The sequence below is a fragment of the Micromonospora echinaurantiaca genome, from assembly GCF_900090235.1.
GTDB classification, from domain to species: domain Bacteria; phylum Actinomycetota; class Actinomycetes; order Mycobacteriales; family Micromonosporaceae; genus Micromonospora; species Micromonospora echinaurantiaca.
This window is the reverse complement of record NZ_LT607750.1, coordinates 6,983,039-7,004,358: the sequence shown is the minus strand read 5'-3', so window position 1 is coordinate 7,004,358 and position 21,320 is coordinate 6,983,039. Positions and strand designations below refer to the sequence as shown.

The following is a 21,320-nucleotide window of genomic DNA, read 5'->3' as shown; positions in this document are numbered from 1 at the left end:
GCCGCCAGATCCGCCCGGTTCCGGCGCGGCCGGCCGGTGTCCCTGGACCCGCCGCCCGCACTCTCGATGCCGACGGGTCCGCCGGCAGGCGACGCCGGGCTGCAGGCCGGGACCCTCATCGGGCCGGCGCGCCGGCCGCGGTCCCTGACCCCCCGCCCGCACTCGCGGTGCCGACCGGTCCGCCGGCAGGCGACGCCGGACTGGGGGCAGGGACCCGCATCAGGCCGGCGGGCCTGAGCGGCGAGGTCGACCGGGTGAGCGCGGGCCGTACCGGGCCGACCGGCGGCGCGGGGACAGCGTCCGGCGGGCGGGCGGAGGCGGCGGCCGGCGACCGGATAGCGTCGGGATCGGCCGGCGACGGGCGGTCGGCGGCGCGGAACTCGGGAGGCGGCATGGCCGGAGCGCTTCGGCTCGGTGCGCGGACGTTCGACGCCGGCGACCTGGTGGTGATGGCGATCGTCAACCGCACGCCGGACTCGTTCTTCGACCGGGGCGCGACCTTCGCCGCCGACAGCGCACTGCGGGCGGTGGAGCGGGCGGTCGAGGAGGGCGCCGAGATCATCGACATCGGCGGGGTCAAGGCCGGCCCGGGAGCCGAGGTCGACGTGGCCGAGGAGATCCGCCGGACGGTGGACACCATCGCCGCCGTCCGGGCCGCGTTCCCGGAGGTGGTCATCTCGATCGACACCTGGCGGGCCGAGGTGGCGGTGGAGGCGGTGGCCGCCGGCGCCGACCTGCTCAACGACACCTGGTCCGGCGCCGACCCGGCACTGGCCCAGGTGGCCGCCGACACCGGCGCCGGGCTGGTCTGCTCGCACGCCGGCGGGCTGGCGCCGCGGACCCGGCCGCACCGCGCGGCCTTCGACGACGTGGTGGCCGACGTGCTCGCCACGGTGACGAAGCTGGCCGACCGCGCGGTCGCGCTCGGCGTACGTCGGGACGGCATCCTGATCGATCCGGCGCACGACTTCGGCAAGAACACCCGCCACTCGCTGGAGATCACCCGCCGGCTGGACGAGCTCACCCGCACCGGCTGGCCGTTGCTGGTCGCCCTGTCCAACAAGGACTTCGTCGGCGAGACGCTGGACCTGCCGGTGGCCGAGCGGCTGGAGGGCACCCTGGCGGCGACCGCCGTCTCCGCCTGGCTGGGCGCTCGGGTGTTCCGGGCCCACCAGGTACGCCAGACCCGCCGGGTGCTCGACATGGTCGCCTCGATCCGGGGCGACCGGCCGCCCACGGCGACCCGCCGCGGCCTCGCCTGACCGCGCCGGGCGGTCAGGCGCCCGCCGCCCGAGCGAGGCTCCGCCGGACGGGTCGGATCCCGGGCGGGCGGGTCAGGTCCAGCGCAGGATGTTGCGGCGCCACGCGTAGAGGATGCCGAGCGCCAGCACCGCCACGAAGATCGCCATCTCGACCACGGTGACCATCCCGAACCCCGGCCGGTCGAAGACCACCGCCCAGGGGAAGAGGAAGACCGACTCCACCGCGAACAGCACGTACAGGTACGCGTACACGTAGTACCGGATCTGCATCTGCGCCCAGTCGGCGCCGACCGGATCGAGGCCACACTCGTAGCTGGCCCGCTTCCCCGGCGGATCGGCCGGACGGGCAGGACGTAACACCCGGTTGGCCGAGAACGCCATGACAAAGAAGAGGACGCTGGCGAGCAGCAGCAGCCCGAGCGTCGCGTACGAGCCCAGGTAACCGGTCACGCCGGCAGCCTACCTCCCGGTCCGGGACTGTCGGTCCGGACAAGTTACGAATTTGTTTTCCGGTGCGACTAGTGCTCTGGGGCAAATGTCACGAATATGGAGTGGCTCCCACCCCTGGTCACCCGGAGGACAGATGGCCCCCGCAGACGTATCGCCCGCTCGGTGGGCGCGCAGCCGGCGGGTCGTGCCGCTGCTGGCGGTCCCCCTCGTGCTCGGGCTGGCGCTCACCGCGGTGCCCGGATGGGCGGCCGCCGCGCCGTCCGCCGCCCTGGTGACCACTCCCGGCACCGGGCCCGCGGACGAGCCGGACGAGCAGACGCCGACCGCTGATCCGACGGACACCGGACCGGTGCCGACGACCGCACCACCGACCAGCCCGGAGACCACCCCACCGGCGACGCCGACCGCCGATCCGGACCCCACCGCCACCGAGACCGGCGCTCCGGCCCCGACCACCGGGGCGCCGGCCACCACGCCCGCCAGCCCGGTGCCGGTGCCGCCGTCGGTCCGGCCGTCCGCGCCCGGTCCGGGCGCCCCGCCGGCCAGCCCGCTCGGCGTCCGGGTCAGCACCGGCGACATCCAGCTCTCCGGCCGCTACTGGAACGCCGCCAGCACGGTGGCCACGCTCCGGGTCAGCATCACCAACACCGGCACGGCGCGGGCCCGGATCCGGCTCCGCTACACCCTGCCCGGCGGACTGACCGACGCGGGCACCCCGGGTTGCGTCGGGACCGGGGGCGGCGAGCACCGGTGCGGCGAGTGGAGCACCGCGCCGGGCGCGCGGTTCAGCACCCGACTGAAGATCCGGATCAGCGGCACCGCCTGGCGGAACATGCCGCTCAGCGGCTCGGTCCGGGTCACCGCGACCGCGCCCGGCACGGTCGGCTCGGTCACCGACAACGAGGGCTTCGCGGTGCTCTTCCCGCCCGGCCCGCCGGTGCCCGGCATCACGCTGCAGGCCGACGAGGTCGCCTTCGACATCAGCGGCGGGGCGAGCCAACTCGCGGTCCGGCTGGGCAACACCGGCCGGGTGGACGCCACCGGCCGGATCGAGGTGGTCCTGCCGGACGGGGTGAGCGTGCCGACGCCCCCGGCGGGATGCGCGCCGACGACGGCGGGCCGGACCCGGTGCGCGGTCGGTGCGGTGCCGGCCGGGCGGACCGCCGAGCTGCGCCTGCCGGTGGTCGCGACGCCGGAGGCCCAGCGCGCCGCGCCACTCTCCGGTGCGGTGGTCGGGCAGCTCGACCCGCGCCAGGGGCGGACCCGGCGGGTGCAGATGAGCTTCCGGATCACCGCGGCGGCCGCCCTGACCACCCAGGTCGCCGCGGCGCCCGCGCCGACCGGCTCGCAGGGGGTGCTGGCGGCCACCGCACCGGCGCTCGACCGCGCCGGCGGCGGGTCGAGTTCGGTGCAGCGCACCGCGATCCTGCTGATCGCGGTCTCCGCGCTGCTGGTGGTGCTCGCCCTGACGCTGGCCACCGTCTCCCTGCGCCGTCGGATGACGGCACCGGCGACCAAGCCGACGGCGACGCCCGCGGCGCTGGAGTGACCCGCCCGACGGCCCGAGGCCGCCTCGACGGCCGCGAGGGGACGGCGCGCGACCGGTGATCTGAATTACGGCGGGCACGACAAAACGCCTTAGTACCGGACAAAAGGCGGCCATTTCCGGTCCCAGTCGGCGGACCTCCCGGGAGGTTGGCCGGTCGATCCGACGTAGGCTCTCAGATGAGGAACGACAGCGGGCCGGACCAGTCACGGACGGCCGGTGCGGCGGTGCGTCAAGGAGGTCACGTGGCCGGGCAAGGCGAGGTCACCATCAGTTTCAGCCGCCCGCGCGACCGCGCTGAGCGAAGCGAGGTGCAGGCGTGACCAAGCAGATCCGTCAGCTCGACCGGGTGGTCATCCGGTTCGCCGGCGACTCCGGCGACGGCATGCAGTTGACCGGCGACCGGTTCACCTCCGAGACGGCACAGCTCGGCAACGACATCTCCACCCTGCCGAACTTCCCGGCGGAGATCCGGGCGCCTGCCGGGACCCTGCCCGGTGTGTCGAGCTTCCAGGTGCACTTCGCCGACTACGACATCCTCACCCCCGGCGACGCGCCGAACGTGCTGGTGGCGATGAACCCGGCCGCGCTGAAGGCGAACCTGGCCGACCTGCCCCGCGGCGCGGACATCATCGTGAACACCGACGAGTTCACCAAGCGGAACCTGGCCAAGGTGGGCTACCAGGCGAACCCGCTGGACGACGATTCGCTGGCCGGCTACGTGGTGCACCCGGTCGCGCTGACGTCGATGACCATCGGCGCCCTCGCCGACCAGGCGGTGTCCAAGAAGGACGCCGAGCGGGCCAAGAACATGTTCGCCCTCGGCCTGCTCTCCTGGATGTACTCCCGGCCGTACGAGTCGACGCTGCGGTTCCTGGAGCGCAAATTCGCGGCCCGGCCAGAGCTGGTGGCCGCGAATGTCGCCGCCTTCCGGGCCGGGTGGAACTTCGGTGAGACGACCGAGGACTTCGCGGTCCGCTACGAGGTCAAGCCGGCGAAGATGCAGCCCGGCACGTACCGCAACATCACCGGCAACGCGGCCCTGTCGCTCGGCCTGGTGGCCGCGGGCGTCCGCTCCGGGCTGCCGGTCTTCCTGGGCGCCTACCCGATCACGCCGGCCTCGGACATCCTGCACGAGCTGAGCAAGCACAAGAAGTTCGGTGTGCTCACCATGCAGGCCGAGGACGAGATCGCGGCGGTCGGCGCGGCGCTGGGCGCGTCGTACGGCGGCTCGCTGGGCGTGACCACCACCTCCGGTCCCGGTGTCGCACTGAAGAGCGAGACCATCTCGCTGGCGGTGGCGCTGGAGCTGCCGCTGGTCATCGTCGACGTGCAGCGGGCCGGGCCGTCGACCGGCATGCCGACCAAGACCGAGCAGGCCGACCTCAACATGGCGCTCTACGGGCGGCACGGCGAGGCGCCGGTCGCGGTGATCGCGCCGAAGTCGCCGTCCGACTGCTTCTACGCGGCTCTGGAGGCGGCCCGGATCGCGCTCACCTACCGCACGCCGGTGATCCTGCTGTCGGACAACTACGTGGCCAACGGCTCCGAGCCGTGGCTGCTGCCCGACGTGGAGTCCCTGCCCGACCTGCGGGTCGAGTTCGCCACCAAGCCCAACGGCGAGGACGGCACGACCTTCCTGCCGTACCTGCGTGATCCGCAGACCCTGGCCCGGCCGTGGGCGATCCCGGGCACGCCCGGCCTGGAGCACCGGATCGGCGGGCTGGAGAAGGCCGACAAGACCGGCGACATCTCCTACGACCCGGCCAACCACGATTTCATGGTCCGCACCCGGGCCGCCCGGATCGAGGCGATCCCGGTGCCGGACGTCGAGGTCGAGGACCCCGACGGCGACGCCCGCGTCCTGGTGCTCGGCTGGGGTTCGACGTACGGGCCGATCGGTGCGGCCTGCCGGGCGCTGCGCCAGCGCGGGCTGCCGGTCGCGCAGGCGCACCTGCGGCACCTGGCTCCCATGCCCGCCAACCTCGGTGAGGTGCTGCGCTCCTACGACCGGGTGGTCATCCCCGAGATGAACCTCGGCCAGCTGGCGCACGTGATCCGGGCGAAGTACCTGGTCGACGCGATCGGCTACAACCAGGTCCGCGGCCTGCCGTTCACCGCCGCGGAGCTGGAGACGATGCTGGAAGAGGTCCTGAAGAATGTCTGAGCCCATCGCGCTGAAGCTCACCGCCAAGGACTTCAAGTCCGACCAGGAGGTGCGTTGGTGCCCCGGCTGCGGCGACTACGCCATCCTCGCGGCCGTGCAGCAGTTCATGCCCGAGCTGAACATCCCGCGCGAGCGCATCGTGTTCGTCTCCGGCATCGGCTGCTCGTCCCGCTTCCCGTACTACATGAACACCTACGGGATGCACTCCATCCACGGCCGCGCCCCGGCGATCGCCACCGGCCTGTCCGCCACCCGGCCCGACCTGTCCGTCTGGGTGGTCACCGGTGACGGCGACGCCCTCTCCATCGGCGGCAACCACCTGATCCACGCGCTGCGCCGCAACGTCAACCTGAAGATCCTGCTGTTCAACAACCGGATCTACGGGCTGACCAAGGGGCAGTACTCCCCCACCTCAGAGGTCGGCAAGATCACCAAGTCGACGCCGGTCGGGTCGGCGGACGCGCCGTTCAACCCGATCTCTCTGGCGCTCGGCGCCGAGGCGACCTTCGTCGGCCGCACCATCGACTCCGACCGCAAGCACCTGCAGTCCGTGCTGCGGGCGGCGGCGGAGCACCAGGGCTCGGCGTTCGTGGAGATCTACCAGAACTGCAACATCTTCAACGACGGCGCCTTCGACCAGCTCAAGGAGCCGGCCACCCGGGACGACTACCTGATCCGCCTGGAGCACGGGCAGCCGATCACCTTCGGCAAGGACGGCCAGTTCTGCGTCGTCCACCCGCCCGGCGGGTTCGGCCTGGAGGTACGGGAGACCGCGGCCACCAGCCCCGACGAGATCGTCGTGCACGACGCCACGGTCACCGACCCGGCCTACGCGTTCGCGCTGTCCCGGCTGCCCGGCCTCGACCTGCGCAACACCCCGATCGGCGTGTTCCGCTCGGTCGAGCGGCCGTCCTACGACAGCGTCGTGCAGGAGCAGCTCGCGACCGCCCGCGCGAAGGTCACCGACACCCCGGAACGGCAGCTCGCCGGCCTGCTCAACAGCGGCGACACCTGGACGATCATCTGAGCCGGCGCTGAGCCCACGGAAAGGGTGGCCGTCCCCGCGCGGGGACGGCCACCCTTTCCGTTGTCCGGGCGGCACCTCAGCCGACTCGGGCCGGCACCCAGAGCTCGTCGATGGCGCGCTCGGCCGCCGCGAGGCTCTGCTCGTGCAGCGGGATCAGCTCGGCCATGGCCGGTACCACCGGGGCGAGGGTGAGCTCGGCGGTGATGAAGCGCGGCTCCATCCCGGTCTGGGAGATGCCGTGCGGCAGCCAGGGCTCGGCGTGGTCCCAGCCCTCCCGCGGGGTGCCCGCTCCGTAGCCGCCGCCGCGGCTGGTCAGCACGATGAACTCCCGGTCGCCCAGCAGGCCGGTGCCGGTCTCCGGGTCGTACGCGATGCCGGGCGCGATGAGGTGGTCGACCCAGGTCTTCACGCTGCTCGGCGCGCCGTAGTTGTAGAGCGGCAGCCCGAGCAGGACGGTGTCGGCCCGCTTGACCTCGGCCACCAGCCGCTCGGTCAGCTCCCAGGACGCCCGCTGCTCCGGGGTGTGCTGGTCGACCGGCACGATCCGGGCCAGGCCGCCGGCCTCGTCCAGGTGCGGCAGCGGCTCCCGGCCGAGGTCCCGGTAGGTCACCGTGCCGTCCGGATGGGCGGCCCGCCAGGCGGCGGCTGCCCGGGCGGTGAGCCGACGGCTGACCGACTGCTCGCCGCGGATGCTCGAGTCGATGTGCAACAGGTGTGACATTTGGCCAACCCTCCACAGATCGTTTGTGTAGCGCCAACCATTTATAGCAGGCCGATGTTCCCTCGGTGGGTAGACTGGGTCACATGTCTGCCCCGTCGGTCGGCCAGTCGGAGCGCCGGTCGGGGGCGCTCCTGGAATACCTGGCCCGGCGGATGCGGCTGCGCTCGGAATCGGTGCTCGCGCCGCTCGGCCTGCGCCCCCGGCATCTGGTCGCGCTCACCGTGCTGCGCGACGCGGGCGGCATCAGTCAGCAGGCGCTGGCCAGCACCCTGCAGATCGACAGCACCAACGTGGTGGGGCTGCTCAACGACCTGGAGGCGGCACACCTGGTGGAGCGGCGACGCTCACCGGAGGATCGCCGCCGGCACGACGTGTTCCTCACCGAGACCGGGGCGAGCCGGCTCGGCGAGGCCGAGTGCGCCCTGGCCAGCGCCGAGGAGGAGGTGCTCGGCGCGCTGGATCCGGCGGAGCGCGACCAGCTCTACGAGCTGCTCCGGCGGGCGACCAGCGGAGCGCCGGCCAACTGCGCCGCGGCCGTCACCGACGAGGCGGAGCTGGACGCCAGCTGCTGAGCCGGCCCGCCAGCAGGCCGAGCCCGACCAGCCCGACCGGGTGGCCCGGACCGGCGCGTCACCGCCCGGGCCAGCCGGCCCGGTGCCGGCCGGCACCGGATGACACCGGTTCTGGCCGTCCGGGTGGTCAGCTCGTCGGAGCCGCCTGCGGCCGGTCGTCGCGGACGTGCACGAGCATGTCGCCGGTCTCGATGACCGCGCCGGCCCGGTCGGCCAGGGTGACCACCTTGCCCCGCCGGACCAGCGCGATGACCAGCGAGTCCAGCTCGCGGGGCGAGCGGCCGACCTCATGGCGCTCGGCCGAGCGCATCGCCAGCGCCATTCCCTGCCCGGGCGTGAGCAGATCCTCCACCACGTCGATCAGCGGCGGGGCGGAGGTGGAGAGCCCCAGCAGCCGCCCGGCGGTCGCCGACGAGACGATCACGTGGTGTGCGCCGCTCTGCTTGAGCAACGGGGCGTTCTCGGCCTCCCGGGCGGCGGCGATGATCCGCACCTGTCCCGCGGTGAGCTGGCGTGCGGTCAGCGCCACCAGGACGGAGGCGTCGTCGCTGTCGGTCGCGATGATCACCGCCTTGGCGTGCCGGACGTGCGCCTCGTTGAGCACCGAGGAACGGGTCGCCGAGCCCTCGATCGCCACCAGCCCGGCCGAGGTGGCCTGCCGCAGCGCCGGGCCGTTGCGCTCCACCACCACGATCCGCGACTTCTCCAGACCGTTCTCCAGCAGAGCGGAGACCGCGCTCCGGCCCTTGGTGCCGTAGCCGCAGATGATGACGTGGTCCTTCACGGTTCTCCTCCACCGCGACAGGCGACGGCCGGTGCGGTACTGCTCGGTCAGGACTTCCAGCGTGGTGCCGACCAGGATGATCAGGAAGAGCACCCGGGCGGGGGTGATGTACAGGACGTTGACCAGCCGGGCGCTCTGGCTGACCGGGGTGATGTCGCCGTAGCCGGTGGTGGAGAGCGACACCACCACGTAGTAGAAGCAGTCGAGGAGGGTCAGCCCGTCCTCGTTGACGTCCCGGTAGCCGTCCCGGTCGAGGTAGACCACCGCGACGGTGGCGAGGACCAGCCCGACCGCGGCGGCCAGGCGCAGGCTCAGCGCGCTCAGCGGTCCGCGCCGCTGTGCGGGAAAATGGATCACCGAGGGACCTGCTCCACCGACGCCTGCACGCCCACAACATAGCGGTTTCCCGGGGGGCCGCACGCCCGGGTGGAGATCGCGGGCGACCGGAGGAGACCGGGCCGACCGGGACGGCGGTGAGCGGGCATGATGGAGGGGTCCCCGGACGACCGCGAGAGTGAGGCCCGCATGTCGTTGCTGCGACGAGTGATCGGCGGCGTGCTGCGCCGGCTCCGGCTGCGCCAGGGCCGCACGCTGCGCGAGGTGGCGGTGGCCGCCGGGGTGTCGGTGCCCTACCTGTCCGAGATCGAGCGGGGCCGCAAGGAGGCCTCGTCGGAGGTGCTCGCGGCGATCTGCCGGGCGCTCGGCATCCGCCTCTCCGACCTGCTGGAGGAGGCGCGGGACGACCTGCGCCGGGTGGAGCCGCGCATCCCCACCGCACCGCGGGCCGCCCTGGCCCGGTTGGAGCGGGTGCCGGTCACCCGCCACGAGGAGAGCGGCCCACGCGTCACGGTCGCACCGCGCGCCGGCCGTACCCGGGTCGGCTTCGGCCCCGGCGCCGGCGACCCGAGGCCGCATCTCGGCGAGCCGAGGCCGTACACCGGCGGGTCGGTGGTGCTCACCGTCGGCGTGCCGGCGTACGTGGGCGGCGGGATGCCGGGGCTCGGCTCGACCGTCGGCGGGGCGGGGCTGCGGGTGCGGCTGATTCCCTCCGCTCCAGCCGGGCGCCCGCGCCCGCGTACCGCCAAGGTGCTGGCCCGGCGGCGGGTCCGGGCGGGCCGGCGGCGGCTGACCCCGGCGTAGCCCGGCCCGGTTCTGCCCACGGCGGATCTGCCGCGGGCAGAAATCCTGGGGTTCCGCCCGCGTCGCGCCGGAGGCTGGAAGCGCCGGTCCCCCGGGCGGTTCCGCCGCCCGCCGGCACGGTGGAAGGCGGACACGATGATCTCCAACGGCGTACGGATGCTGGACAGCGGGCAGCCGACCTTCGGTGACCAGGTCTACGAACGGCTGCTCAAGGAGCGGATCGTCTTCCTCGGCACCGAGGTGACCGACGCGACGGCCAACCAGATCTGCGCCCAGATCCTGCTGCTCGCCGCCGAGGACGCCGAGCGGGACATCTTCCTCTACATCAACTCGCCGGGCGGCTCGGTGAGCGCCGGCATGGCCGTCTACGACACCATGCGGTACGTCCGCAACGACGTGGCCACCCTGGCGCTCGGCTTCGCCGGCTCGATGGGGCAGTTCCTGCTCTGCGCGGGCGCCGCCGGGAAGCGCTACGCGCTGCCGCACTCGCGGATCATGATGCACCAGCCGTCCGGCGGGATGGGCGGCACCGCCGCGGACGTCACCATCCAGGCCGAGAACATGCTGCACGTGAAGCGGACCATGCAGGAGCTGATCGCCCAGCACAGCGGGCGCACCCTGGAGGAGATCCAGCGCGACTGGGACCGGGACCGCTGGTTCACCGCCGAGCAGGCCCGCGAGTACGGCCTGGTCGACCGGGTGCTCACCACCGTCGACCAGCTGCCGGTGGGTTGACGGCCCGGGCCGCGACGGGGGCGGCCCCGGGCGGGGACGCGCGACGGCGGCCGGCGATGGTCCCGCCGGCCGCCGTCGCGTGCCCGGTAGGCGACCGCCGGCCGCCGGTTCATCCGTCAGAGCAGGTGGACGAGGTGCGCGGTACGACGCACGCGGTCCATCGTCGGATGGTGCGAACCGGCGGGAGCCGGCACGGCGCCGGACGCGCCCCCTCGATCGCGTCCGACACCCAACGTGGGAATGTCGTCACGTGCCGATCCCCCCATAGGGCGGAGCCTATGCGCGGTGGGAACGGCGCGCGCGGGCTCATGGCGCAGCGTCTTGCCGGCAATCTTCGTTACATCGATGACCGCCTCTGACTGAGGTCGGATCGTCACCGGGCGTCGTAGCGGGACCGGGCCGCCTCCACCTCGGCCAGGTGGTTGGTGGCCCACGACTCCAGCCCGGCGACCAGGTCGAGCAGGCTGCGGCCGAGGTCGGTCAGCGCGTAGTCGACCCGGGGCGGCACGCTGGCGTGCACCGTCCGGGTGACCAGCCCGTCGCGCTCCAGCCCGCGCAGCGTCTGGGTGAGCATCTTCTGGCTGATCCCCTCGATCCGCTGGGCCAGCTCGCCGTAGCGCTTGGTGCCCTCGGCGAGGATGAGCACCACCAGGACGCTCCACCGGTCGCCGATCCGGTCCAGCACCTGCCGGCTGCCGCAGTCACGGGCGTAGACGTTCGGCTGCACGCCACCACTCTCCATCGGTAAGTCACGCACTTCAAGGTGCCTACTCTCCAACGGGAAGTGTCTGCTCGGTGTTCCCGTTGACGCTGACGACCGACACCGTTCTCGCAAGGGAGTGCTCCATGTCCATCGTCGTCACCGGCGCCACCGGCCACCTCGGCCGCCTGATCGTCGAGTCGCTGCTGCGCCGGGGCGTACCGGCCGGGGAGATCGTGGCGCTCGGCCGCGACACCGACCGGCTGGCCGACCTGGCCGACCGGGGGGTGACCGTGCGGCGGGCCGACTACGACGACCTCGCGTCGCTGCGCGCCGCGTTCGCCGGTGCGGAGCAGCTGGCGTTCGTCTCCGGCACCGACATCGGCCGCCGGGTCGAGCAGGCCCGCAACGTGGTGACCGCCGCGCAGGAGGCCGGTGTCCGGCTGATCGCCTACACCAGCGCTCCCAAGGCGGACACGTCCAGCCTGATCCTCGCCGTCGACCACCGGGGCACCGAGCAGGTGATCGCGGACTCCGGCCTGCCGTACGTGTTCCTGCGCAACAGCTGGTACTTCGAGAACTACCTCCCGCAGATCCCGACGTACCTGGGGCACGGGATCGCCGGCGCGGCCGGGGACGGCCGGATCAGCGGCGCCGCGCGCGCCGACTACGCCGAGGCCGTCGCCGCCGTGCTCACCACCGAGGGCCACGCCGGCCGGGTGTACGAGCTGGGCGGCGCGGGCTTCACGATGACCGAGCTGGCCGAGGAGCTGTCCCGGCAGACCGGCCGGCAGGTGGGCTACACCGACCTGCCGGTGGAGAAGTACGTCGAGGTGCTCGTCGGCGCCGGCCTGCCCCGGGCGTACGCCGAGGTCCTCGCCGACGGGGACCGGGCGGCCGCCCAGGGCGAGCTGCACGTCGACGGCGACGACCTGGCCAAGCTGATCGGCCGGGAGCCGACCTCGCTGGCCGAGGCGATCCGCGCCGCGCTCTGACGATCCCGCCCGCGACGCCGGGTGGGGGGCGCACCCGCCCCCCACCCGGCGTCGCTCAGGTCGTCAGCACCACCTTGCCCAGCGCCCGGCGCCCCTCCAGGTCGGCGTGCGCGGTGGCCGCGTCCGCCAGCGGGTACGTCGACACCCGCGGCCGCCACCAGCCCCGGCCGGCGAGTTCCAGCGACCGGCCGGCCAGGCCCGGGATACCGCCGGGCAGGGCGCGCATCCGCTGGCCCAGCCACCCCACGGTGAGGCCCCGCTCCACCAGGTCCGCCGTCTCGACCCGGGTCGCCGTACCCGACGACCAGCCGAACATCATGAACCGGCCGCCCGGCCGCAGCAGCTCCAGCGCGGCCCGGCCGACCGCGCCACCCACCCCGTCCCAGACCAGCGTCGCGCCGCCGACCCGCTCCCGGACCCGGTCGGCCCAGTCGGGCAGCCCGTAGTCGACCACGAGGTCCGCGCCCAGGTCGTGCAGCGCCGCCGTCCGGTCGCTGCCCCGCGCCGCCCCGACCACGGTGGCCCCCGTCGACCGGGCGGCCTGGACCAGCAGCCAGCCCATGCCGCCGGCCGCCGAGGGCACCAGGACCACGTCGTCAGCGGTCGGGCGTTCCAGCTCGAAGACGCCGAGGGCGGTCCGGCCGGTGCCGACCGCGGCCACCGCCTCGGGAAAGTTCAACGCCTCCGGTACGGCGAACAGCGACTCGACAGCGGTGACCGCCTGCTCGGCGTACCCGCCCGGCACCAGGCCGAGATGGGCGACGACCCGCTTGCCGAGCCAGGACCGGTCGACATCGGCACCCACCTGGTCGACCACCCCGGCGACCTCCCGACCGGGAATCGTGGGCAGTTCGGGCAGCGGCAGCGGGCCGCCGGCCTCGCCCCGGCGCAGGGTCGTGTCGAGCAGGTGCACCCCGCTGGCACGGACGGCGATCCGCACCTGACCGGGGGCGGGTGAGAGGTCCGGCAGCTCGTCGAGGACGAGGTTGCCGGGCGGACCGAACTCGTGAAGCTGAATCGCACGCATGAGACGATCCGACAACTTCAAGGCCGGTTGAGGTCAATTCCTGGCGACTGACCTCACAGCTGTTCGGCGTGCCCGCCGCCGGCACCGCACGCCGTCTTCCTACTGGAAGCGCCGACCGGGCCTCCTGTTACTGGAAGCGCCTACCGGGCCGCCTGGCCGCGGTCGGCCGGCTGATGAGGGAATCCCTTCGCCTGCGGCGTACCACGATCGAGTTTGCCTTCCTCTTCAAGCCTTGCAGGATTCTGTCCTTCATCGCAGGGCCTCCCCTCGCGCGTTCGGGCAGAGCGACGCCACACGACGGGCGGGCGGCCCGAGTGACAGCGGCGCGCGGCATTCGCGGACCGCGTACCCGCCGAGCCGTCGGTCATTCACCGAGCCGCCCCTCAGCTGGTACGCCCCGAGGGGGGCTACTACAGCACCACCGGGAGGGGCTCGATCCAGCAGGTCGCGACGTGCGGCTCGACCAGTCGCCTCGCCTCCGCGACCTCCTGCGGTGAGGCGATGTCGAGGTCACCGCCGACCCCGAACAGCGGCTTGACCGGCCACATCGGGTCGTACGGCCTGAACGGGTTGAAGAACGAGGGTTGCAGGTCCGACAACTCGCCCTCGCACCACCCCACGCCGCGGAGTACGCCGGCCTCAGGTTCACGGGCCAGCCAGTCGAAAACACATTGCCTGGTCCCTCAACCCGCGACAGCCTTCACGAGTGATCGAAACGCGTGCGCTCACCGAGGGCGATTGGAAGGTTTGGCGGGAACTCCGGCTCGCTGCGCTGACGGAGGCGCCGTACGCCTTCGGTTCGCAGCTGGCGGACTGGCAGGGCGACGGCGACCGTGAGGAACGCTGGCGCGGTCGACTGGCCATCCCCGGCTCGTACAACGTGGTGGCGATGCTCGACGGGCAGCCCGTCGGGATGGCCAGCGGAGTGCCGACGGATCAGGACGGCGTCGTCGAGCTGATTTCCATGTACGTGGCGCCGGTCGGACGTGGCCGAGGCGTGGGCGACCACCTCCTGCATGCGGTCGAGCAGTGGGCTCGGCAAGTCGGCGCAGGGACAGTACGGCTGACCGTGGTGGAGGACAACAAGAACGCCTGGGCGCTCTACCAGCGGAACGGCTTCCAGGCCACGGGCGAGCTCGGCGACCTCATGCCCGACGGTGTGCGCAGGGAGCACGTCATGGTCAAGAGTCTCGCTCCTTGACGTGTCGCTGCCGATCGAGCGTGGCGTGGGAACTGCTTCAGTTGGGAAGCTGGCGAGGCGATCGGGCAGGCAGCGGGCACGGAAGGCCCGGAGCAAGTCAGTAAGCGTTGATCCACGGTGTGACCAGGTGCCCCCGGCAGGATTCGAACCTGCGACACACGGTTTAGGAAACCGTTGCTCTATCCCCTGAGCTACGAGGGCGCGAGGGCCCAGTCTAGCGACCTGGGGTTCACCCGGAGTGGCAGGGAGTGGCCCACGTTCACCCTCGTCACCTACACCACGGTTGCCCCAGCCCAGGGCCACACCCGGAGCACACGAACCTCGATGTGCGACCGGGGGTCGACGCGGTGAGCCGCGTTGGCATCGGTTTACCGGGGCTGGCAGCGGTCCGCCAAGCGTCCGCACGTGGCCGATGAGCGGACACGTCGCGCCGCCGCTGCGGAGGTTCAGGGGCGTGCGTCGAATTGGGCGCGGGCTTCGAAGACCCGCTCCATGTGCGTCTCTGCCCAGTTCTTGATCGCGATCATGACCGGGAACAGTTCATGGCCGAGTGGAGTGAGTTCGTAGTCGACGCGGACCGGTACCGAGGCCGTGACCGTGCGGGTGACCAGGCCGTCGCGCTCCAGCGTGCGCAGGGTCTGGGTGAGCATCTTCTGGCTGACGCCGGCGATGCGGGCGGCGAGTTCGCTGTGCCGCTGCGGACCGTCGGCGAGGGCTGGGATCACCAGTGCGACCCACTTGTCGGTGAGCCTGCTCAACAGCTGGCGGGTCGGGCACTGTTCCAGGAACGCGTCGTAGTCACGTTTGGCCTGGTCGCGGCGTTGCGCCGCGGTCGTCGTCGCCATCCTGTCCTCCACCGGTGCCCTAGGCACTTCACGGTACCTACTTCCTGGCACCGCCCGCTGATTCCTACGGTCTTGGTGATCACCAGAGCCCACTAGGGAGACAGCGATGCGCGCAGTCAGCTATGCACAGTTCGGCGGGCCGGAGGTCCTGCACGTGGCCGACGTGCCGATTCCCGAGCCGGGGCCGGGGCAGGTACGGGTGCGGGTCGCTGCGTCCGTCGTCCACCCGGTCGACCTGATGATCCGCTCCGGTCGGTTCCCGGCTCCGCTGCCGACCGGTCTGCCGTACACGCCCGGCTGGGATGTCGCCGGCACCGTCGACGCGGTCGGCCCGGCGGTCGAGCAGTTCACGATCGGTGACAAGGTCATCGGCTTCTCGCCATGGCTACGAACCACGGTCGGTGCCCACGCGGAGTACGTGGTGCTCGACGCGGCCTGGCTGACCGCCGCACCCGCCGGCGTTCCCGCCACCGAGGCGGCGACCCTGCCGACCAACGGCCTCGCCGCCGCCCAGGCCCTCGACCTGCTCGCGGTCCCGGCGGGTTCGACCGTGCTCGTCACCGGCGCAGCCGGGCAGGTCGGCGGGTTCGTCCTGGCGCTGGCCCGTGCGGCCGGTCTGCATGCCACGGGACTCGCCGGAACCGACGACCGTGCGTTCGTGGAGTCGCTGGGCGCGGCATTCCTGTCGCGTTCCGACGACCCGGCGGGGACGTTCGATGCGGTCATCGACCTGGCGGTGATCGGCCCCTCGCTGCTGGGCCTCGTCCGCGACGGCGGCGGCTACGTGGCCGCGTCGCCTCCGCTTCGCCCGGAACCGGTGCGGAACATCCGGACCTTCGCGCTGGAGGTGCAACCGGACGGATCGCGGCTGGGTGAACTGGTCGAACTCGTTACCAGCGGCGACCTCCCGCTTCGGGTCGCCGGCGTGTATCCCTTCGCCGACGCCGCGGCCGCGCACGACCGGCTGGCCCAGGGCGGCGTCCGCGGCGGCGTGGTGATCGTCCCATGACACCCAGCCAGACCTCCGCCGTCACGATCAACTGACGCGCCCCACGCTGCGTACGCCGCTCGCGCCACGCCTGCTGCATGGTGATCAACGTGCTCCTCCTCGTCACGTGACCACGAGCCACGCCGCTTCTGTCGAAGATCGCATCCACTGAAGGGAAATCCCTCTCCATGATCAGCTTCGAGATCAACCCGATCGGTACGGTCCGGAACGACAGAACGGATGTCCAGCACAGCGACCACTGGGGCGCCGTCCGCAGCACGATCACCATCGACGAACGCATCGGCGACGCGTGCCTGCAAGGGCTGGAGGGCTTCTCCCACGTCGAAGTCCTCTTCATCTTCGACCAGTTCCCAGAGCACGACGACTACCGCGAACCCCGCCCGAACCGCGGCCGCACCGACCTCCCGCCCGTCGGCATCCTCGCTGGCCGCGGTCCCTGCCGGCCGAACCGCATCGGGGTGACGTGCTGCGCCATCGAATCCGTACGCGGCCGTGAACTGACGGTGGTCGGCCTCGACGCGGTCTCGGGCACCCCCGTCATCGACCTGAAGCCAACGATGACCGAGTTCCTGCCGGTGAACGTCCGGCAGCCGGAATGGGTCGGCCACCTGATGTCGGAGTACTTCCAGCCTTAGGGCTTTCAACTGACAGGCCGGGTTGTGGCGGGCGTCGATCGCGGCGCGATCGTAGCGGCGCACGTCCAGTTCGGTTGTCGTCAGGGACAGGTGGGCGACCTCGTACTTGTGGCGGCGCGTCCTTGGGATGTCGATGGTGACGTCGAACTCCGTGTGGTCGCTCCGCTCTTCGGACCTTTCGTCGGTGACGGCTTCGGGGTCCGGGACCTCGAACCGAGGTCCCGGACCCCGCGCCTCCCGCCCGGACCGGATGGCCGTTCAGGTCCTGACCGGTGCTGTGGGGTGTCGATCGAACCGCAGGTGTCCGCCTTCGCTTTCCCAGGCGTCTACGTCGTCTTCGGGTCGCGCCAACCGTGGGGAGGGAGGACTCTGCGGAGTAGGCGGGATGCCGGCGGCGCGGGTGGTGCTGGCGGGACTGGAAGCGGCGAGCATGGCCGCCATCGCCACGTCGTGTGTGGTCTCCGGCGCTGTCACGGTCAGGTCGATCCGCAGATCCCGCCGGCCGGTGACGATCACGAGCCCGGTGCCGAGGGTGGTGAACCATCCCACCCGCACCACGGCGCCGCCGACACCGATGCGACGAGGATGTCGGTCCCAGGCCGCCGGGTCCAGCATGATCCGTTCGATCACGCCGCCTCGCTGGGCGGTGAGCGCGGTGACCAAGCTGCACAGTTCGACGACCGGGTCGCGTGAGGTCGGCCACCAACCGCCGTCGAGCATCGCCCGGCTGGACGGCGGATCGGCCAGCCGCAGGCGTGCGGTCGGCGGCTCACCGGTGCAGACCCACGTCATGCGGTCCGAGGTGGAGCGGATCATCGTTTCCTTCCCTTCGGTGCACCAGCACCAGGTCGCTCTCGGCGGGGCACGAGGGTCGCAGTCGGGACGGAGGGACTGTCTCCCATCGGAGTCCTCTCATGATCGTTCGATGCGCTCCTCCGGGCGGCTGGTCGGGCCGGGATTTGGCCCCTCAGCTCGGCATTCCGGCTCTGAGCTGGGCCAGGGAACGCCTCAGCAATCGGGACACATGCATCTGGGATATTCCGACCTCGGTGGCGATCCTCGCCTGGGTCATGTGGCGGTAGAAGCGCATTGCGAGGATTTGACGCTCGCGCGGGGGAAGCTTGGCGAGCAGCGGCAGCAGCGTCAGGTGATCGTCGACGCCTGCGTAACCGGGATCGACGGCGCCGGTGAGCTCCATGGCCTCGGTGTCGTTGGCCTTCTGCTGGGGCGCGTTCAGCGACATCAGGCGGTATGCCTGCGATGCGGCGAGGGCGATCAGGACGTCGTTGACGCTCACGTCCAGGTGGTCGGCGAGTTCGACGATGGTCGGGTGGTGGTCCTGTCGCTGCGTGAGTTCGGTTGTGGCGGCTCGCACCATGCTGTTCAGTTCCTGGGCACGCCGCGGGACCCGCATCGCCCACGTCGTGTCGCGGAAGTGGCGGCGGAGGGCACCGACAATGGTCGGGACCGCATAGCTGGAGAACTTGGTGCCTCGGCGGGCGTCGAATCCGTCGACGGCTCTGACCAGGGCGAGGGCTGCCACCTGGGCCAGGTCGTCGTAGGGCTCTCCGCGGCCGGTGTATCGACGGGCCAGGCGGCTGGCCAGCGGCAGATTGCCTTCGATGATCCGGGTCCGCAGTCTCGTGCGATCGGGATCGTCGCAGCTCAGGGCGGCGTGTCGACGCAGCAACTGTTCGCTCGTCGCCGGCAGTTCACCAAATGGCGGAAGTGGGAAAGCGGCAGTCGCGGTCGCGGTGGGGATGACCATTGCTCAACGCCCCTTACGGCTGGTGGCGGCGGAACTGGCGGCCACCGGGGGCCCGGGCGACAACCTAACCGTACGCCTCATGGCGCCGGTTCGCACCGCTGGGCGCTGGCCGGGCGGGACAGCGCAGGCCCCGCCGGTGACCGCGCAGTCAGGCGGACAGGTCGGCTGCCGTGCCTGGCGCGAACTGCTCGGAGCCGTCGACGATGGCCTGAGCCAGGTCGGCCAGCCTCCGGTTACGGCTGCGGGCGCCCTCGCGCAACAGCGCGAAAGCCTCACCCACGTCCACCTGGAGGCGCTCGGCGAGGACACCCTTGGCCTGCTCGATCAGAACTCGGCTGTTGAGTGCTGTCTGCAGTTGCTCGGTGAGGACGTCGCGGCGGTGGATGGCGCGTTGCTGGAGCAGCCCGATGGTGGCCACGTCCGCCAGGGCCTGCCCGATCCGAACCTTGCCTTCGTCGAGCGCGCCCGGGCGGGTGTCGAAGAGGTTCAGCGCCCCGATGACCTCGGAGCGTAGGCGCATGGGCAGCGCGTGTACCGCGGCGAAGCCGACCTCGGCTGCGGCGGCGGCGAACCGGGGCCAGCGGTGGCCGGCGGCCCGCAGGTCGATGGCCGACACGGGTTGGCCGGTGCGGAAGCAGTCCACGCAGGGCCCCTGGTCGGTCTGCAGCTGGAACAACTCCAGCAGCCGGGTGCGCTCGGATGAGGCCGCCACCACCTGAAGGTTGCCCTGCTGGTCGGTCACCAACAGCCCGGCCGCCGAGACGCCCAGCAGTTCCACACACCGGTCGGCGAGCACATGCAGGAATTCGATCACGTCGAAGTCGTCGACGAGTGTGTCAGCCATTTCCACGAACACGTCGGACAGCTGGATCTCGGCCATGTCGCTCACCCTCGGCACACGATAGCCCCTCCTCGATGTCAAGTAGCGGACTGTCCGGGCGGCTCAGCGGCTCAGCGCGGGGTGACGCCGGTCGGAGTTGCCGGGGATCCGATGTCGTTCAAGTGGCGCAGTGCCTCGGCCCAGGAGCGGCCCAATGTTGTCTCGTGGTAGTCGATGTCGTGCTCGGCGCAGAACCGCCGGATCAGTGGTCTTGCGCGGCGCAGGTTGGGACACGGCATGCTCGGGAACAGGTGGTGTTCGATCTGGTAGTTCAGCCCGCCGAGCACGGTGTCAAGGAGCACCCCGCCGCGGACGTTGCGGGAGGTGAGAACCTGTCGCCGCAGGTAGTTGAGGTTGTCGTCGCCGCCGAGGATCGGCATGCCCTTGTGGTTCGGAGCGAAGGAGCAGCCGAGGTAGACGCCGAGAACACCTTGGTTGACAAGGATGAACGCGATCGCCTGCGCCGGGCTCAGGAGCAGGAACACGGCGGCGAGGTAACCGCCCAGGTGCAGGGCCAGCAGTCCCGCTTCGACGGGTCGGCGGGCGATGCGGCGCGGGCCGAGGATCGCCTTCACGCTGTTGGCGTGCAGGTGCAGGCCTTCCAGCAGGAGCAACGGGAAGAACAGATACGCCTGGTAGCGCACGACCAGTGCGCCGAGGCCACGCTGTCGCCCGGCCTGGTCTGCGGTGAAGGACAATGGCGCCACGGTGATGTCGGGGTCCTTGCCTACCGTGTTGGGGTGGGCATGATGCCGGTTGTGCTTGTCCACCCACCAGCCGTAGCTGATCCCGGTCAAGAGATTGCCGTGCACGATGCCGATCAGGTCGTTCGCCCGCCGCGTGCGGGCGATCTGCCGGTGCCCTGCGTCGTGGCCGATGAACCCGGCCTGCGCGAAGACCACCGCCAGGGCCACCGCGACGCCGAGCTGCCACCACGATTCACCGAGCAGGAAGACCAGCGCCCACAGTCCGGCGAAGCATCCGACGACCAGACCGATACGCACCGCGTAGTAGCCCCGCCGCCGCTCCAGTAGACCCACGGTGCGGACCAGCCGGGACAGGTCCGCGTAGTCGCTGCCCCGCTGCCGCTCGGCGCCGAGGCTGGTATCGCTCATAAAGTTGCTCCCCCGCTGATCCTTCTCCGCCGGCTGGTCGCAGTGGCGGTGGCTCCGGCAGCCGGCGCCTCCCACCTTGGATCTTCGGCGATTGGTTCCACCCGCTGCAGCGGATTGGCGTCATTCGCGCCGGAGCACAGGGCGCCGCGCGCGAGGTGTGCGCCTGGCAGACGCTCCGAGCAGAGCGACCGTCACGGGGACGGCGCGTCGGCGAGATCGGCCAGATCAACATGAAGGATGGCGAGCAGTCCGGTGTGCTTTTCGGGGTCCACCCGCTCCGGTAGCTCGCGCTCGACCCAGTCGGCCCTGACCTGCTGGCCGCGGTCGCGAAGAATGCTGACGATCCGGTGCCTGGCGATCATCATCGGGTGCTCCCTTGGGAAGGCGTCCGCAACGATCATGCTCGCGGACGGTGGTGCGGACGCTGGTCGGATCCGCCACCGTCGGGGGCACGGCTTGCCGCAGCCGGCGACCGGGACGTGATTGACGCTCAGCCGGCACGACGAGCGGCTGGCACGACGGGAATGACCATCGCCAAACGCGCGGCTGGTGGCGACGGCACCTGGCGATCACCGGGGACCCGGGTGACATGCTCACCGTACGCCTCACGGCGCGGATCCGCACTCGTGCCAGACGCCGCTTCCGCAGCGAGTGATACGCCCCCATCAAGTGCGATATCTCCTAGAATCGAGCAAGGTTTCCCTGCCACCCGCCTCGGCCGGTTCCCCACAGCAGGCCTCG

General features: G+C 71.7%; 23 protein-coding genes and 1 tRNA gene. 11 read left to right on the top strand and 13 right to left on the bottom strand.

Translation table 11 applies throughout. The features are described from left to right. The first annotated feature begins 392 nt into the window (after positions 1-392). On the top strand, positions 393-1,262 hold the full coding sequence (gene folP / locus GA0070609_RS31940; protein WP_088997226.1) for a dihydropteroate synthase: 870 nt from the start codon (positions 393-395) through the stop codon (positions 1,260-1,262). Positions 1,263-1,334: 72 nt separating this feature from the next. Here the strand turns inward: folP and ndhC are convergent, their stop codons facing one another. Then, entirely contained in the window at positions 1,335-1,712 is a 378-nt protein-coding gene (gene ndhC / locus GA0070609_RS31935) for an NADH-quinone oxidoreductase subunit A (protein ID WP_088997225.1), read from the bottom strand. 133 nt (positions 1,713-1,845) lie between these two features. Between ndhC and GA0070609_RS31930 the strand changes: the two genes are divergently transcribed. From GA0070609_RS31930 to GA0070609_RS31920, 3 genes are all read left to right on the top strand, one after another. Beyond that, positions 1,846-3,261 carry a hypothetical protein gene (locus GA0070609_RS31930; RefSeq protein ID WP_088997224.1) on the top strand — a complete coding sequence of 472 codons (1,416 nt, stop codon included), beginning with the start codon at positions 1,846-1,848 and terminating at the stop codon, positions 3,259-3,261. A gap of 316 nt (positions 3,262-3,577) precedes the next feature. Then, positions 3,578-5,425: a 2-oxoacid:acceptor oxidoreductase subunit alpha gene (locus GA0070609_RS31925; RefSeq protein ID WP_088997223.1), complete on the top strand. Its 1,848-nt coding sequence runs from the start codon at positions 3,578-3,580 to the stop codon at positions 5,423-5,425. After that, positions 5,418-6,452, top strand: coding sequence for a 2-oxoacid:ferredoxin oxidoreductase subunit beta (locus GA0070609_RS31920; protein ID WP_088997222.1), 1,035 nt, complete (start codon positions 5,418-5,420; stop codon positions 6,450-6,452). Before GA0070609_RS31925 ends, GA0070609_RS31920 begins: the two co-directional genes overlap by 8 nt. 76 nt (positions 6,453-6,528) lie before the next feature. Here GA0070609_RS31920 and GA0070609_RS31915 read toward each other — a convergent pair whose 3' ends face one another. Beyond that, on the bottom strand, positions 6,529-7,173 hold the full coding sequence (locus tag GA0070609_RS31915) for an FMN-dependent NADH-azoreductase (protein WP_088997221.1): 645 nt from the start codon (positions 7,171-7,173) through the stop codon (positions 6,529-6,531). 83 nt (positions 7,174-7,256) lie between these two features. Between GA0070609_RS31915 and GA0070609_RS31910 the strand changes: the two genes are divergently transcribed. After that, on the top strand, positions 7,257-7,745 hold the full coding sequence (locus GA0070609_RS31910) for a MarR family winged helix-turn-helix transcriptional regulator (protein ID WP_088997220.1): 489 nt from the start codon (positions 7,257-7,259) through the stop codon (positions 7,743-7,745). 127 nt (positions 7,746-7,872) lie between these two features. Here the strand turns inward: GA0070609_RS31910 and GA0070609_RS31905 are convergent, their stop codons facing one another. Next, on the bottom strand, positions 7,873-8,886 hold the full coding sequence (locus GA0070609_RS31905) for a potassium channel family protein (protein WP_088997219.1): 1,014 nt from the start codon (positions 8,884-8,886) through the stop codon (positions 7,873-7,875). A gap of 168 nt (positions 8,887-9,054) precedes the next feature. On the opposite strand from GA0070609_RS31905, the gene GA0070609_RS31900 reads away from it, so the two are divergent. Further along, positions 9,055-9,669, top strand: a complete 615-nt coding sequence (locus GA0070609_RS31900; protein WP_088998091.1) for a helix-turn-helix domain-containing protein — start codon at positions 9,055-9,057, stop codon at positions 9,667-9,669. Between the two features lie 135 nt (positions 9,670-9,804). Continuing rightward, complete coding sequence (locus GA0070609_RS31895) at positions 9,805-10,404, top strand: ClpP family protease (RefSeq protein WP_088997218.1); 600 nt, start codon at positions 9,805-9,807, stop codon at positions 10,402-10,404. Positions 10,405-10,777: 373 nt separating this feature from the next. Here the strand turns inward: GA0070609_RS31895 and GA0070609_RS31890 are convergent, their stop codons facing one another. Then, positions 10,778-11,146: a winged helix-turn-helix transcriptional regulator gene (locus tag GA0070609_RS31890; RefSeq protein ID WP_088997217.1), complete on the bottom strand. Its 369-nt coding sequence runs from the start codon at positions 11,144-11,146 to the stop codon at positions 10,778-10,780. Between the two features lie 104 nt (positions 11,147-11,250). On the opposite strand from GA0070609_RS31890, the gene GA0070609_RS31885 reads away from it, so the two are divergent. Next, entirely contained in the window at positions 11,251-12,099 is an 849-nt protein-coding gene (locus tag GA0070609_RS31885) for an SDR family oxidoreductase (protein ID WP_088997216.1), read from the top strand. 55 nt (positions 12,100-12,154) lie between these two features. On the opposite strand, the gene GA0070609_RS31880 is transcribed toward GA0070609_RS31885, so the two are convergent. Further along, positions 12,155-13,126, bottom strand: a complete 972-nt coding sequence (locus GA0070609_RS31880; RefSeq protein WP_088997215.1) for a zinc-binding dehydrogenase — start codon at positions 13,124-13,126, stop codon at positions 12,155-12,157. Positions 13,127-13,536: 410 nt separating this feature from the next. Continuing rightward, the gene (locus tag GA0070609_RS31875) at positions 13,537-13,746 is read right to left on the bottom strand and encodes a hypothetical protein (RefSeq protein ID WP_088997214.1); all 210 of its coding nucleotides are present in this window, start codon (positions 13,744-13,746) and stop codon (positions 13,537-13,539) included. An 86-nt stretch (positions 13,747-13,832) separates the two neighbouring features. On the opposite strand from GA0070609_RS31875, the gene GA0070609_RS31870 reads away from it, so the two are divergent. After that, positions 13,833-14,327, top strand: coding sequence for a GNAT family N-acetyltransferase (locus tag GA0070609_RS31870; RefSeq protein ID WP_088997213.1), 495 nt, complete (start codon positions 13,833-13,835; stop codon positions 14,325-14,327). Between the two features lie 128 nt (positions 14,328-14,455). Here the strand turns inward: GA0070609_RS31870 and GA0070609_RS31865 are convergent. Next, positions 14,456-14,528 (bottom strand) — tRNA-Arg (locus GA0070609_RS31865). 245 nt (positions 14,529-14,773) lie between these two features. Continuing rightward, positions 14,774-15,172: a winged helix-turn-helix transcriptional regulator gene (locus GA0070609_RS31860; protein ID WP_088997212.1), complete on the bottom strand. Its 399-nt coding sequence runs from the start codon at positions 15,170-15,172 to the stop codon at positions 14,774-14,776. Between the two features lie 106 nt (positions 15,173-15,278). On the opposite strand from GA0070609_RS31860, the gene GA0070609_RS31855 reads away from it, so the two are divergent. Together GA0070609_RS31855 and GA0070609_RS31850 are read left to right on the top strand one after the other, a co-directional pair. Further along, positions 15,279-16,181: an NADP-dependent oxidoreductase gene (locus GA0070609_RS31855; RefSeq protein ID WP_088997211.1), complete on the top strand. Its 903-nt coding sequence runs from the start codon at positions 15,279-15,281 to the stop codon at positions 16,179-16,181. A 167-nt stretch (positions 16,182-16,348) separates the two neighbouring features. Next, positions 16,349-16,816, top strand: a complete 468-nt coding sequence (locus GA0070609_RS31850) for an SAM-dependent methyltransferase (RefSeq protein WP_088997210.1) — start codon at positions 16,349-16,351, stop codon at positions 16,814-16,816. Between the two features lie 258 nt (positions 16,817-17,074). Here the strand turns inward: GA0070609_RS31850 and GA0070609_RS31845 are convergent, their stop codons facing one another. The 5 genes from GA0070609_RS31845 to GA0070609_RS31825 form a co-directional block, all read right to left on the bottom strand. After that, complete coding sequence (locus GA0070609_RS31845; RefSeq protein ID WP_088997209.1) at positions 17,075-17,632, bottom strand: DUF5994 family protein; 558 nt, start codon at positions 17,630-17,632, stop codon at positions 17,075-17,077. A gap of 151 nt (positions 17,633-17,783) precedes the next feature. Next, the gene (locus GA0070609_RS31840) at positions 17,784-18,584 is read right to left on the bottom strand and encodes a SigB/SigF/SigG family RNA polymerase sigma factor (RefSeq protein ID WP_088997208.1); all 801 of its coding nucleotides are present in this window, start codon (positions 18,582-18,584) and stop codon (positions 17,784-17,786) included. Between the two features lie 148 nt (positions 18,585-18,732). Further along, entirely contained in the window at positions 18,733-19,464 is a 732-nt protein-coding gene (locus GA0070609_RS31835; RefSeq protein WP_088998090.1) for a GAF and ANTAR domain-containing protein, read from the bottom strand. Between the two features lie 71 nt (positions 19,465-19,535). Then, positions 19,536-20,579, bottom strand: coding sequence for a fatty acid desaturase family protein (locus GA0070609_RS31830; RefSeq protein ID WP_088997207.1), 1,044 nt, complete (start codon positions 20,577-20,579; stop codon positions 19,536-19,538). Positions 20,580-20,770: 191 nt separating this feature from the next. Further along, entirely contained in the window at positions 20,771-20,980 is a 210-nt protein-coding gene (locus GA0070609_RS31825; RefSeq protein WP_088997206.1) for a hypothetical protein, read from the bottom strand. Between the last annotated feature and the right edge of the window lie 340 nt (positions 20,981-21,320).

What these genes read in the sequence shown, in the direction of transcription:
- folP (WP_088997226.1), top strand. Translation starts at nt 393, where the DNA reads ATGGCCGGAGCGCTTCGGCTCGGTGCGCGGACGTTCGACGCCGGCGAC.
- GA0070609_RS31930 (WP_088997224.1), top strand. Translation starts at nt 1,846, where the DNA reads ATGGCCCCCGCAGACGTATCGCCCGCTCGGTGGGCGCGCAGCCGGCGG.
- GA0070609_RS31920 (WP_088997222.1), top strand. Translation starts at nt 5,418, where the DNA reads ATGTCTGAGCCCATCGCGCTGAAGCTCACCGCCAAGGACTTCAAGTCC.
- GA0070609_RS31915 (WP_088997221.1), bottom strand. Translation starts at nt 7,173, where the DNA reads ATGTCACACCTGTTGCACATCGACTCGAGCATCCGCGGCGAGCAGTCG.
- GA0070609_RS31910 (WP_088997220.1), top strand. Translation starts at nt 7,257, where the DNA reads ATGTCTGCCCCGTCGGTCGGCCAGTCGGAGCGCCGGTCGGGGGCGCTC.
- GA0070609_RS31900 (WP_088998091.1), top strand. Translation starts at nt 9,055, where the DNA reads ATGTCGTTGCTGCGACGAGTGATCGGCGGCGTGCTGCGCCGGCTCCGG.
- GA0070609_RS31895 (WP_088997218.1), top strand. Translation starts at nt 9,805, where the DNA reads ATGATCTCCAACGGCGTACGGATGCTGGACAGCGGGCAGCCGACCTTC.
- GA0070609_RS31890 (WP_088997217.1), bottom strand. Translation starts at nt 11,146, where the DNA reads ATGGAGAGTGGTGGCGTGCAGCCGAACGTCTACGCCCGTGACTGCGGC.
- GA0070609_RS31885 (WP_088997216.1), top strand. Translation starts at nt 11,251, where the DNA reads ATGTCCATCGTCGTCACCGGCGCCACCGGCCACCTCGGCCGCCTGATC.
- GA0070609_RS31880 (WP_088997215.1), bottom strand. Translation starts at nt 13,126, where the DNA reads ATGCGTGCGATTCAGCTTCACGAGTTCGGTCCGCCCGGCAACCTCGTC.
- GA0070609_RS31860 (WP_088997212.1), bottom strand. Translation starts at nt 15,172, where the DNA reads ATGGCGACGACGACCGCGGCGCAACGCCGCGACCAGGCCAAACGTGAC.
- GA0070609_RS31855 (WP_088997211.1), top strand. Translation starts at nt 15,279, where the DNA reads ATGCGCGCAGTCAGCTATGCACAGTTCGGCGGGCCGGAGGTCCTGCAC.
- GA0070609_RS31850 (WP_088997210.1), top strand. Translation starts at nt 16,349, where the DNA reads ATGATCAGCTTCGAGATCAACCCGATCGGTACGGTCCGGAACGACAGA.
- GA0070609_RS31845 (WP_088997209.1), bottom strand. Translation starts at nt 17,632, where the DNA reads ATGATCCGCTCCACCTCGGACCGCATGACGTGGGTCTGCACCGGTGAG.
- GA0070609_RS31840 (WP_088997208.1), bottom strand. Translation starts at nt 18,584, where the DNA reads ATGGTCATCCCCACCGCGACCGCGACTGCCGCTTTCCCACTTCCGCCA.
- GA0070609_RS31835 (WP_088998090.1), bottom strand. Translation starts at nt 19,464, where the DNA reads ATGGCCGAGATCCAGCTGTCCGACGTGTTCGTGGAAATGGCTGACACA.
- GA0070609_RS31830 (WP_088997207.1), bottom strand. Translation starts at nt 20,579, where the DNA reads ATGAGCGATACCAGCCTCGGCGCCGAGCGGCAGCGGGGCAGCGACTAC.
- GA0070609_RS31825 (WP_088997206.1), bottom strand. Translation starts at nt 20,980, where the DNA reads ATGATCGTTGCGGACGCCTTCCCAAGGGAGCACCCGATGATGATCGCC.